Below are 12,438 nucleotides of genomic sequence, written 5' to 3'. Positions count from 1 at the left end.
TCAGTTTTTTGGTTTAATGGAGCGCGCCGGATTTCCGACAACTCGATCGCCCGGCACAACGTCTTTGGTTACGACAGAGCCAGCGCCAACGATGGCCTGGTCGCCAATGGTCACGCCTGGCAGTATGATAGCGCCCCCACCAATCCAAACGTTATTGCCGATTTTTACCGGTTTGGCGATCTCATCTCCGGCTAAGCGTCTTTGTGTATCGAGTGAATGAGCGGCTGTGTAAATTTGCACTCTAGGCCCAATCATGACGTTCGCGCCAATCTCAACTTGTCCATTGTCCAGAATAATGGCATCCCAGTTGATGTAGGTGTTTTCCCCGATGGACAAGTGGCAACCGTAGGTAAGTTGAAGCGGTGGCTCTATACAGGCGCTGTTTTCTAATTGGACGCCCATTTCCGCCAATAGTTGTCTACGGATATCTGGGTTTGGCTCGTGGTTAAATTGGAAGACAAGCTGCGCGGTTTTGGCGCGCATGAGCTTTAGTTCTTCATCCAGACAATTATAGGTTTCTCCAGAGCGCATCCGAGTCAGTTCTGACATAACAATCATTCCATCAATATTATTTGCAATAAGGTGCATAATGATAAGTGAAGGAGATTCGAAGTGAAAATTTGATGCTTAAAAATCAGAAAGTTATCACTGATTTGCCTTGCGTGTTTAGTCGGTTGATTGGCTCGTTGAGTACACAAATACGTGCTCCTTAAATGGCTTAATCGTGTTGAAGCCAAAGCGGGAAACCACTCGAAGCGTTTTGCGTAGATTACAATATAGTTAATAAGAAGAACTTAATTGAGCCGCTTGCGCTATCGATTGACCTAAAAATTTAAGACTTATGCGCTCTGGCTTGCTGGCAACGATGAATCAAGAGTGAGCACTTTATGTTCGAACGGGTCATTTCATTTTTAGAAACAACACTGTTTTCCTTTAACGAACAACCTATCACGTTGTGGGCGATATTGATGGTGCCGACATGGGTGATTGTCGCTTTATGGTTGTCCAAAATTTTAATCAAAACCGTTACGTCAAGAATGTCCTCATCGGGGAAAGATCCAAACGTCATTCATTTGGTTAAACGGATATTATTTGTCATCGCTCTCGCCATTATTTTTATGACCACACTTTCGATGATCAATGTGCCAATTACCGCGTTCGCCTTTCTGTCTGGTGCCATCGCTATCGGCTTCGGTTTTGGTGCGCAAAACATCATTAACAACTTCATAAGTGGCTGGATTTTGATTGGTGAAAAGCCAATCCGAATTGGGGATTTTTTAGAGGTTGAGGGCGCCAAAGGCACTGTCGAGCAAATAAATACACGTTCAACGAGAATCAGACGAACCGATGGTGTTCATATGCTCATACCCAACAGTCAGTTGATTGAGAACGTGGTGATCAACTGGACGTTATGCGACAGATTAGTTCGTGGCTCGGTCGTCGTCGGCGTCGCGTATGGGAGCGATGTCAAACAGGTTGCTGCCTTAATGGCGGAAGTGACTTCGCAGCAAGCGCAAGTTCTGAGTTCGCCAGCGCCAGATGTGTTTTTTCAAGACTTTGGTGACAATGCTTTGATCTTCGAATCTTATTTTTGGATTAACTCAACGGTTGAGGGCGGTATTCGCTCGGTCGCAAGTGCCATGCGTTTTGAAATCTACGAAGCTTTCGAAAAGCACGGCATTGAAATCGCGTTTCCACAACGAGATGTGCACATTGATGGGCAAATCAAGTTGTCTAGGGAGAGAAACGGATAGGGCGATAAGCGGTATTGGTGTTCTTATCTTGGTGTCGAGTAACCATAGCGAGGCGGTCACAACACGGATTCACCTCGCTAGAAACCAGTTTGAAGGCGTTATTGGTTGTCCCACATGACTTCGCATTCTTCTTTGATTGCTGATTTTAGCAACTCAATCAGTGGAAACGCTCTGCGTCCTAGGCTTACCGCGGGCTCTGCTTGTTCTTCCTCTTCGTCTACATCAGTAGGGAGGTTTTCTTCAGCTGCATTTTTCGCAGATAGAGCAGAAGTTAATCTTGATAACGCGTCAGGAACATCTTGAGCGGAAATTGATCCCGGCACCGTGCCGCTGTGACCCATCATTTTGAGCATATCTAATGCAATATCACCAAACATTGTGACGTTTGAGTGGCTTCGACAACGAAATGTTATGAGCATTTACCTGATCCTGTTTTATATGTTCGCTTTGAAACTAAATTGTAGCTGAAATCAGGCACTAATTAATGTGATGAAGACCGTTGAGCGTTAAGGTTTTTATGAGTAACAATAAAAAACGGGCACGTACGTCTGCATGCCCGTTTAAATACATTACCTGATTGGTTGTTGATGATTTACAAGCTATACGGATCGCCCAGAGCTAATGCGACCCTAGAAGCAGGAGACTTTCCTAACGCACGGCAAATTTGCCAACCCGCTTCATTGATGACGCCAAGGTCAACGCCTGTTTCAATCCCAAGTTGCTCACACAGATAAAGTACATCTTCCGTTGCAACATTGCCACTGGCTCCTTTCGCGTAAGGGCAGCCGCCGAGCCCCGCTACTGCGCTATCAATGGTGTTGATGCCCATTAACAAGGCTTGGTAGATATTGGCTAATGCTTGTCCATAAGTGTCATGAAAATGTACTGCGAGCGCGTCTTTTGGCAGTAGCGTTAACAACGAATCCAGCATGGCGATAACGCGATTAGGCGTTGCTTTACCGACAGTATCACCGAGCGAAATCTCATAACATCCCATATCAAACAACGTATTGGCGACCTTGGTAGTTTGCTCTGGCTTTATTACTCCCTCATATGGACACACCATGGTACAAGACAAGTACCCGCGTACAGGAATGTTGTGCTGGTTCGCCAATTCGATAACGGGTTCAAATCGAGCGAGACTTTCGGTAATGCTGCAGTTGATGTTCTTCTGGCTGAACGTTTCTGAAGCGGAGCCAAACACCGCAATTCGCTTTACACCGCTTTCCAGCGCACGTTCTAACCCTGCGAGATTTGGTGTGAGCGCGCTATAAACCACTTCAGGCTTTTTTGAGATACCAGCAAACACCTGATCGGAATCGGCCATTTGAGGCACCCACCTTGGAGAGACGAAAGATCCAGCCTCAATATGCTTTAAGCCACTGCTGCTTAGTTGGTTAATCAAACGGATTTTATCAACCAGCGTCACTGCCGTTTCATTTTGCAGACCATCACGAGCGCCGACTTCGACGATATTAACCTTCGCTGGTAGCATATTCGCGCTCCTTATCTTCACTGACGTTATCCGATATCAAAGACAAATTCAGCAGGATGGAACCGTGCTGTACTTGGTCCCCGTGCTGATAAAACAATTCGTCGACTTTTGCTGCTACCGGAGCCGTGATGGTGTATTCCATTTTCATTGCTTCGAGTACCAAAAGCGGATCGCCCGCCGCCACTTCGTCACCTTTAGCCACCATAACTGCTGAAATTATGCCGTTGAGTGGTGCGGTTGGACTTAGTTCATCATCTACATCTTTTGCAGAGTCAAAGTTAGGTTGATGAGCGAACGTGCGCTGCTGACCAAGATAAAATAGTGTTGTTCTTTGTTCATCGCTAAGTGCATTAAAGGTGTAACGCACATTATCAATATCGACGATAAACTGGTTGTCACTTTCAAGCAGGATGACCTGATGCAGATCCTCGCCGCATCGGACAGTGAAGTGAGATCCTGTATCTTGCGATGATTGTTGCAAACGTGCCTGATGGTTGGCATTGGCATCCGTGAAGTTAAATCGGTAAACGTTGTCAACTGACAGTCTAAAACCTCGTTTGGTTGGCGCGGGTAACGTTGAGCTGTCTGATTTTGAAATGAGATCATTCCAACGAGCAACCGCCGCCAATGTAAGCCAGATTGAATCCGAGACGTCTTGCTGCTCATTTATGCCTTGTTGATGTCTTACGAGGAAACCTGTATCGAGCTCAATCTCGGCAAAGGCTGGCTGCGAAATAATACTGTGCAGATAACCAATGTTTGTCGTTACGCCACGTACGTGATATTGAGTTAACGCCTGCTTAATCTGCTTTAGAGCGATATCACGAGTTTGCCCCCAGACGATCAGCTTGCTGATCATTGGATCGTAATATTCGCTGATGCTATCGCCTTGGGTAACACCACTATCAACGCGTACGCACGCTAGGCGCACACTACTGTCTGATACGGGTTCTTTTAAGTAATCAATGCGGCCAGTCGACGGCATAAAGTCATTGTCTGTATCTTCTGCGTAAATTCGCAGCTCAATTGAATGACCGTTGTGGGTGATTTCCGATTGCGAAATAGGTAAATGCTCGCCAGCTGCGACTTTGAATTGCCACTCCACCAAATCAACGCCGGTGATCAATTCAGTGACAGGGTGTTCAACTTGCAGACGGGTATTCATCTCCATGAAGTAGAATTGACCTCGGCTATCGAGTAAGAACTCCACCGTGCCAGCGCCAACATAGTCGATCGCTTGAGCGGCCTGAACCGCAGCTTCACCCATTTGTTTACGCAGTTCATCACTAAGACCGGGAGCTGGTGCTTCTTCGACTACTTTTTGGTGACGACGCTGAATGGAACAATCGCGATCAGAAAGATAGACACAGTTGCCACGCTGGTCTGCGAATACCTGAACTTCCACGTGGCGAGGCTGCAATATGCATTTTTCGATTAGAAGCTGCTTATCGCCAAAGCTTGAAAGTGCTTCACGCTGCGCTCCGTCGATAGCCAGCGGCATTTCGGCTGCGCTGTTGACCACTCGCATGCCTTTGCCGCCGCCACCTTGTGTTGCTTTAAGCATCACTGGGTAACCGATTTTTTCAGCTTCCGCTAATAAGTGCTCTACGCTGTTGTCTGTGCCGTGATAGCCGGGAACCAAGGGCACGTTCGCCTCAGACATGATGGCTTTGGCTTGCGACTTCGAACCCATTGCTTCAATTGCGCTGGTGGGAGGGCCAATAAAAACAATGCCATTTTCGCTGCACGCTTTCGCCAGTTTAGGGTTCTCGGAAAGAAAACCATACCCAGGGTGGATAGCATCGGCTTGCCATTTTTTCGCAGCGCCGATAATTGCATCGATATCGAGATACGATTCACTCGCAGGAGCGGGGCCAATGAATTCAGCGAAATCCGCTTGTTTAACATGTAAGCTGCTGCGATCCGCTTCGGAATAGACGGCAACCGTCTCTATAGCCATGCTTTTTGCGGTTTTAATGATTCGGCAGGCAATTTCACCGCGGTTTGCGATCAGTATTCTTTTAAACATGATTCCTCCAATTGGCGGCGCGCTTTTCAAAAAATGCACTCAGTCCTTCTTGTCCTTCTTCGGACACGCGGGCGGTTGCAATAGCTTGGCTGGTGTATTCAATTAATGAATGCTCGATAGGTTGATTGTCACAACGTAAGCAGAGCGTTTTTGCTGCCTGCATGGCTTGTGGACCGTTGTTAAGCAGGTGATCAATGGTGCGATTGACGGCTTCACGTGGTTGAGAGTCTATCTGATGAAGAATACTCATCGATAGTGCGGTTTCGGCATCAATCAGTTCCGCGGTTAAAAAGTAGCGTCGGCTTTGTCGTTGTCCAATCGCTCGAATGACGTAGGGTCCGATTGTCGCGGGTAACAAACCGAGTTTCACTTCACTCAAACAGAAGCGGCTTTCAGGTGTACCGATAGCGATATCGCAGCAGCAGATAAGCCCAAGTGCGCCGCCAAATGCAGCGCCATGCACCATAGCAATGGTTGGTTTGCTAAAGGTATCCAGTTTGTGCAAGAGCAACGCTAACTGCTGTGCATCTTGCAGATTTTCCCCCTCGGTTTTGGTGGCCATTGACTGCATCCAGCCAAGATCCGCACCCGCAGAAAAGTGTTTACCTTGCGCCGTTAGTACCAATGCACGTAGAGAGTTGTCTCTCTCAAGTTTTTCCAAGGTGTCGATAAGTGAAGCAATTAATTCATCATTAAACGCGTTGTGTTTCTCTGGTCGATTGAGGCTCAACCAAGCAACGCCATTGCTGTCTTTTTCAAGCAGTAGTCCGGTCATGTGACTTCCTTTGTCTGACATTTCAGTCTGTATTTCAATGCTCGCTAACCATTACTTTTTAAACATCGGTATTCGCGAGGAGTTAAGGTTTGCCTTGCATCCGGCTACATGCGGAAGATGCCAAATTTACTGTCTGGTATTGGCGCATTAAGCGCAGCAGACAGAGCAATGCCGACAACATCACGGGTTTTCGCAGGGTCAATAATGCCGTCGTCCCACAGGCGTGCACTGGCGTAGTATGCATGGCTTTGAGTCTGATATTGCTCCGCAATTGGACGTTTGAACGCTTCTTCTTCCTCTACGCTCCAGCTTTCACCTTTGCGAGTTTTGATATCGCGGGTCACTTGCGCCATCACGCCAGCCGCTTGCTCTCCACCCATGACGGAGATGCGCGCGTTTGGCCACATCCACATCATGGTTGGATCATAAGCGCGGCCACACATGCCGTAGTTTCCTGCGCCATACGATCCACCAATAACCACGGTAAACTTCGGCACGTCTGCACACGCAACAGCAGTTACCATTTTCGCACCATGTTTGGCGATGCCTTCGGCTTCGTACTTCTGACCGACCATAAAGCCCGTGATGTTCTGCAAGAAGAGCAGAGGAATTTTGCGTTGTGCGCACAGCTCAATAAAATGCGCGCCTTTTTGTGCTGATTCCGAAAATAGAATGCCGTTGTTAGCGACAATGCCAATCGGCATACCGTGAATATGGGCAAAGCCACAGACCAAGGTTTCGCCGAACAAGGCTTTAAATTCATCGAGCTGGGAATCATCAACAATTCGGGCAATGACCTCTTTAACATCAAACGGCTTTTTAAGATCGGTTCCGACGATGCCGTACAGCTCTTGGGCAGGAAAACGTGGTTCCTGAGGTGCTTTTTGCTTGAGTTGAACGGGTTTCAAGTGGTTGATTTGTGAAACCGCTTGTCTTGCCAACTCTAACGCGTGGTGATCATTTTCTGCGTAATAGTCCGCCACACCAGAGGTGCGACAGTGAACGTCTGCGCCACCAAGATCTTCCGCGCTGACTTCTTCACCTGTCGCTGCTTTTACAAGAGGTGGACCTGCCAAGAAAATCGTACCTTGTTCTTTGACTATGATGGAAACATCACACATCGCAGGAACATAAGCGCCGCCAGCGGTACATAGCCCCATGACCACCGCAATTTGTGGAATGCCTTTGGCCGACATACGGGCTTGGTTGTAGAAAATACGGCCAAAATGGTCTTTATCTGGGAATACCTCATCTTGGCGGGGTAGGTTAGCGCCGCCAGAGTCGACTAAGTAAACACACGGCAGTTGGCATTTTTCTGCAATTTCTTGTGCTCTTAAGTGCTTTTTCACGGTGAGTGGGTAGTAACTGCCGCCTTTTACCGTCACGTCGTTCGCGACGATCATGCACTCATTGCCGTCAATTACACCCACACCGGCAACCACTCCAGCACATGGAACGTAATCTGGATACACATCCCAGCCAGCAAATTGACCAATTTCTAGAAAGGACGAACCAGGGTCGAGTAGGGCAAGAATGCGCTCACGTACCGGAAGTTTGCCTTTCTTCTGCTGATGCTCGCGGGCTTTCTCACCGCCACCATCTTCTATTTGGGCAGTCACGGTATAAAGTTGATCTACAAGTGACGCCATAGAGCGGTAGTTTTCCTGATACTGCTCTGAGTGGGTATTAATATTGGTCGTCAAACAAGCCATAAATAGCCGATCTCCATTCGGTAGACGGGTGACACCACCCGCCTTTATCTATGTTGAATAAGATTTAGGTTGAATAAGGAATTTATTTAGATTCAGAACGCCTAGGTATGTTGATTAGGCGCTTTCGTTAAACAATTCGCGACCAATAAGCATGCGGCGAATTTCTGAAGTGCCCGCACCGATTTCATACAGCTTGGCATCTCGCAACAAACGGCCCGTATCAAACTCGTTGATGTAGCCGTTACCGCCAAGTAGTTGAATCGCATCCAGTGCCATCTTGGTTGCCAGCTCTGCGCTGTAGAGGATCGCGCCAGCAGAATCTTTACGTGTGGTTTCACCACGATCACAAGCGGCAGCGACGGCGTAAACATACGCTTTAGCGGCATTCATTTGTGTGTACATATCCGCGATTTTTGCTTGAACTAGCTGGAATTCACCGATGGATTTACCGAACTGTTTACGGTCGTGAATGTAAGGCACAACGATATCCATACACGCCTGCATGATGCCAAGTGGGCCGCCTGCAAGCACCACACGTTCGTAGTCGAGGCCGCTCATCAATACTTTCACGCCTTGGTTTTCTTCGCCGAGAATATTCTCCGTAGGGACTTCGCAGTTTTGGAAGACCAGCTCACACGTATTCGAGCCGCGCATACCCAACTTGTCGAGTTTTTGTGCTTGAGTAAATCCAGGGAATCCGCGTTCCACAATAAACGCCGTGATGCCTTTGGAGTGCTGGCTTGGGTCGGTTTTTGCGTAGACAACATAGGTGTGTGCATCAGGGCCGTTTGTGATCCACATTTTGTTGCCGTTTAGCAGGAAAATATCGCCTTTACGTTCGGCTTTAAGCTGCATAGAGACCACATCAGAGCCGGCGCCGGGTTCACTCATAGCAAGGGCGCCGATATGTTCACCGGAGATGAGCTTAGGTAGGTATTTCTCTTTTTGCGCTTGTGTGCCGTTACGGTGGATTTGGTTGACGCAAAGGTTGGAGTGAGCGCCGTAACTTAACGCAACCGAAGCGGATGCTCGGCTGATTTCTTCCATAGCGATAACGTGGGCGAGATAGCCCATGCCTGCACCACCAAACTCTTCGCTGGTGGTCACACCTAAAAGACCCATGTCACCTAATTTGGACCAAAGATGGTTTGGAAAGTCGTTAGTTTGGTCGATAGATTGCGCTAGCGGCGCAATTTCTCTTGCAGCAAAACTATTGATTTGCTCGCGAAGCAAATCGGTATTTTCGTCATAAACAAAGTTCAGGGAAGAGTAGGTAGATTTCATTGCGTGTCCTTGCCTTTACGTCACCTACATCCCAGAGTTGAGGTGTTAGGTGACTTTTTCGCCTTTCATGGATCTCAGTGTGTTTTGGCATCGCAACTGCGCAGCATTTAACTCCATCATTACCGCTTGAATGTCGTTTGCTTGCTGTTGCAATGCTGCCTTCTTCTCTTCGATCAACCGAATCATATAGTTCAACTGCTCAGTACTTTGATCGGTATCGTAGAGTTCAAATAACTCTTTGATATCTGCAAGAGAAAAGCCCAATCGCTTACCTCGCAAAATCAGTTTTAGTCGAATTCGATCGCGACCATTGTAGATTCGTGTGTTGCCTTTACGTTCCGGAGTTAGGAGACCTAAATCTTCGTAGAAGCGAATGCTTCGAGTTGTAATGTCGAACTCTTTCGCGAGCTCGCTGATCTTAAATGTGTTCATTCCTTAACCTTACGACTTTCGTATAACATTTACATGAATATACAATTCGTTAACGTTAAAGTAAACAAACAACATCCACTCTTGAGCCTTGATATCACTCGCATTTACTCGAAATCAAAGAATCACTCGAACAAACAATAACCTCAAACTTGACGTTAACGTAAATGTTAGTATAGTTATGACGTAAACGTCAATAAAAGGTTAATGGAATGAAAAATGAAACATGGATTGTTGCCGCTAAGCGAACGCCTATCGGCTCTTTTCAAGGTGCATTAGCTTCAACAGATGTCACGGAACTCGGTGCGAAAGCCATTCAAGGGGCGCTAGCCGAAAGCCAACTCGATGTGCACAAAATAGACGAAGTGTTGATGGGGTGCGTTTTACCCGCCGGTGTGGGGCAAGCCCCTGCAAGACAAGCAAGCCTTAAAGCTGAAATGCCACAATCGATTGGTTGTACGACACTGAACAAAGTTTGTGGATCGGGTATGAAAACCGTGATGCTGGCATATGACCTTATTCAATCTGGTAATGCGCATGCTGTCATCGCTGGTGGCATGGAAAACATGTCGTCTTCTCCTTATCTATTAAAGAAAGCGCGTGATGGTTTCCGTTTAGGTCACGAGCAAGTGCTTGATCACATGTTTTATGACGGGTTGCAGGATGCCTACCAAGGCGAGCTGATGGGTGTCTTTGCAGAACAGACGGCGCAAAAGTATCAGTTCAGCCGTGAAAGTATGGATGCCTGGGCGCAACAGTCGTTGACTCGTGCGCAGCAAGCAATCGAACAAGGTTTGTTCAAAGAAGAGATCGTGCCTGTTAACATAAAAAGTCGACGCGGCGAAACCTTGGTTGTAGATGATGAGCAACCGAGCAAACTCGACGTCACTAAAATTCCTACCTTACGCCCTGCGTTTGCCAAAGATGGCGGCGTAACCGCAGCAAACTCTAGTTCCATTTCGGATGGTGCGTCGGCAATGATCTTAGTCGATAGTGAGTTTGGTCGTCAGGAAAACCTTCAGCCTCTAGCCAAAATTGTCGCGTACAGCACGCATGCAAGACAGCCTGATGAGTTCACCATCGCACCAGTCTTCGCGATTGAATCGCTGCTGGAAAAAACGGGCTGGGACAAATCAGACGTGGACCTTTGGGAAATCAATGAAGCTTTTGCTGTCGTGACTCAATACGCGGTGAAAGCTCTCGAACTGGACGAGAGCAAAGTGAACCCTCGTGGAGGGGCTTGTGCGCTGGGGCACCCAATAGGCGCAAGTGGCAATCGAATCCTTGTCACTTTGATTCATGCGCTAAAACAAACTGGTGGTAAGCGTGGCGTTGCATCGCTTTGTATTGGCGGCGGCGAAGCTACCGCTATCGCGATTGAAATCTGCTAAATCACTCTCAACAAAGTTTCACTTACATAACAGTAGTCAGTAACAAGCTGAAAAATACAAGGATGTCATCATGACAGAACAAGTAAAGCAGTATATCGGTGGTGAATTTGCCATCTCCGATTCAAAACAATGGCTAGATGTAACCAACCCGGCAACCAACGAAGTGATTGCACAAGTACCTTGTGCCACGGAATCGGAAATGAATGCGGCGATTGCCAGCGCAACAGAAACGTTCAAACGCTGGAAAGAAGTTGCAGCGCCGGAGCGTGCTAGATTGATGTTGCGTTACCAACATTTGCTAAAAGAGCAACACGATGAGTTGGCGATACTGCTTTCAAGTGAGACAGGCAAAACCCTCGCGGATGCAAAAGGTGACATTTGGCGTGGGATTGAAGTCGTAGAACAAGCGGCGAACATTTGTAGCTCAATGATGGGCGAAACGGTTGAGAATGTCGCAACCAATATTGATGGTTACTCTTACATTCAACCGCTCGGTGTTTGTGCTGGCATCACACCGTTTAACTTCCCTGCGATGATCCCATTGTGGATGTTCCCGATGGCGATCGCTTGTGGCAACACCTTTATTTTGAAGCCGTCAGAGCAAGTGCCACTAACGGCAATGAAACTGGCGGAGCTGTTTGAACAAGCTGGCGCACCAAAAGGCGTATTGCAAGTTGTTCACGGGACCAAAGAGCAAGTCGACCGCATTCTGACTGATCCAGTTGTTCGTGCGATCTCTTTTGTTGGCTCTGTGCCCGTTGGTGAGTACATCTACAAAACAGGTACAGACAACCTGAAACGCGTGCAGTCATTTGCAGGTGCTAAGAACCACATGGTCATCATGCCGGATGCAAACAAACAGCAAGTCATCAATAACCTAGTTGGCGCGTCAGTTGGTGCTGCAGGCCAACGCTGTATGGCGATTTCGGTTGCCGTATTTGTCGGCGAAACCAAAGAATGGATTCCAGAGCTTAAAGAGGCGTTAGCTCAGGTTCAGCCTGGCGCGTGGGATGATGAAACCGCCGGTTATGGTCCACTGATTAGCCCTCAAGCGAAGCAGCGAGTGGTGGATCTGATTAATGAAGGCAAAGCGTCAGGCGCGAATTGTGTTCTGGACGGGACAGACTGCCAAGTACCTGGCTTCCCGAACGGTAACTGGGTGGGGCCAACACTGTTTACCAACGTGACCACAGACATGTCGATTTATCAGGAAGAAATTTTCGGGCCTGTACTGTTAACTATGAAAGTGGATGACCTAGATGAAGCGATTGAACTGATCAATGCAAACCGCTTTGGTAATGGTACGTCTATTTTCACGGCGAACGGCGCTGCCGCGAGAAAGTATCAACACAATATCGAAGTAGGTAACGTAGGAATCAACGTACCGATTCCGGTGCCATTGCCGTTCTTTTCGTTTACTGGGTGGAAAGGCAGCTTCTACGGCGACCTGCATGCTTACGGTAAACAAGCGGTTCGCTTCTACACCGAGACGAAAACTGTCACCGCGCGTTGGTTTGAAGATGACATTCCAAGCGGTCCAAACATGACTATTCAACTTAGCTAATTACT

Annotated in this window: 11 protein-coding genes; 3 read left to right on the top strand and 8 right to left on the bottom strand. The window is 47.7% G+C overall.

The window, feature by feature from the left end; translation table 11 throughout:
- On the bottom strand, window positions 1–549 hold the full coding sequence (locus R7093_RS14890; RefSeq protein ID WP_250654674.1) for a sugar O-acetyltransferase: 549 nt from the start codon (window positions 547–549) through the stop codon (window positions 1–3).
- Window positions 550–887: 338 nt separating this feature from the next.
- Between R7093_RS14890 and R7093_RS14885 the strand changes: the two genes are divergently transcribed.
- The gene (locus tag R7093_RS14885) at window positions 888–1,754 is read left to right on the top strand and encodes a mechanosensitive ion channel family protein (protein WP_318146718.1); all 867 of its coding nucleotides are present in this window, start codon (window positions 888–890) and stop codon (window positions 1,752–1,754) included.
- A gap of 98 nt (window positions 1,755–1,852) precedes the next feature.
- Here R7093_RS14885 and R7093_RS14880 read toward each other — a convergent pair whose 3' ends face one another.
- From R7093_RS14880 to R7093_RS14850, 7 genes are all read right to left on the bottom strand, one after another.
- A complete protein-coding gene (locus R7093_RS14880) occupies window positions 1,853–2,173 on the bottom strand; it encodes a DUF1840 domain-containing protein (protein ID WP_005373256.1) in 321 nt (106 codons plus the stop codon).
- 173 nt (window positions 2,174–2,346) lie between these two features.
- A complete protein-coding gene (locus R7093_RS14875) occupies window positions 2,347–3,249 on the bottom strand; it encodes a hydroxymethylglutaryl-CoA lyase (protein WP_062731026.1) in 903 nt (300 codons plus the stop codon).
- Window positions 3,230–5,278 (bottom strand): acetyl/propionyl/methylcrotonyl-CoA carboxylase subunit alpha, encoded by a 2,049-nt coding sequence (locus R7093_RS14870; RefSeq protein WP_318146717.1) that lies wholly within the window; start codon window positions 5,276–5,278, stop codon window positions 3,230–3,232. Before R7093_RS14870 ends, R7093_RS14875 begins: the two co-directional genes overlap by 20 nt.
- On the bottom strand, window positions 5,271–6,053 hold the full coding sequence (locus R7093_RS14865) for an enoyl-CoA hydratase-related protein (RefSeq protein WP_005373249.1): 783 nt from the start codon (window positions 6,051–6,053) through the stop codon (window positions 5,271–5,273). The genes R7093_RS14870 and R7093_RS14865 overlap by 8 nt, the downstream gene beginning before the upstream one ends.
- A gap of 104 nt (window positions 6,054–6,157) precedes the next feature.
- Entirely contained in the window at window positions 6,158–7,765 is a 1,608-nt protein-coding gene (locus tag R7093_RS14860) for a carboxyl transferase domain-containing protein (RefSeq protein ID WP_238970455.1), read from the bottom strand.
- A gap of 114 nt (window positions 7,766–7,879) precedes the next feature.
- On the bottom strand, window positions 7,880–9,049 hold the full coding sequence (locus tag R7093_RS14855) for an isovaleryl-CoA dehydrogenase (protein ID WP_025767892.1): 1,170 nt from the start codon (window positions 9,047–9,049) through the stop codon (window positions 7,880–7,882).
- A 45-nt stretch (window positions 9,050–9,094) separates the two neighbouring features.
- Window positions 9,095–9,481, bottom strand: a complete 387-nt coding sequence (locus tag R7093_RS14850) for a MerR family transcriptional regulator (RefSeq protein ID WP_005373242.1) — start codon at window positions 9,479–9,481, stop codon at window positions 9,095–9,097.
- A 209-nt stretch (window positions 9,482–9,690) separates the two neighbouring features.
- Here R7093_RS14850 and R7093_RS14845 point away from each other — a divergent pair, with 209 nt between their 5' ends.
- Together R7093_RS14845 and R7093_RS14840 are read left to right on the top strand one after the other, a co-directional pair.
- Window positions 9,691–10,869 (top strand): thiolase family protein, encoded by a 1,179-nt coding sequence (locus tag R7093_RS14845; protein WP_238970454.1) that lies wholly within the window; start codon window positions 9,691–9,693, stop codon window positions 10,867–10,869.
- 70 nt (window positions 10,870–10,939) lie between these two features.
- On the top strand, window positions 10,940–12,433 hold the full coding sequence (locus R7093_RS14840) for a CoA-acylating methylmalonate-semialdehyde dehydrogenase (RefSeq protein ID WP_318146716.1): 1,494 nt from the start codon (window positions 10,940–10,942) through the stop codon (window positions 12,431–12,433).
- The last annotated feature ends 5 nt before the right edge of the window (window positions 12,434–12,438 follow it).

The sequence above is a fragment of the Vibrio sp. 1580 genome (genome assembly GCF_033340055.1).
This window is presented reverse-complemented; position numbering and strand designations above follow the sequence as displayed.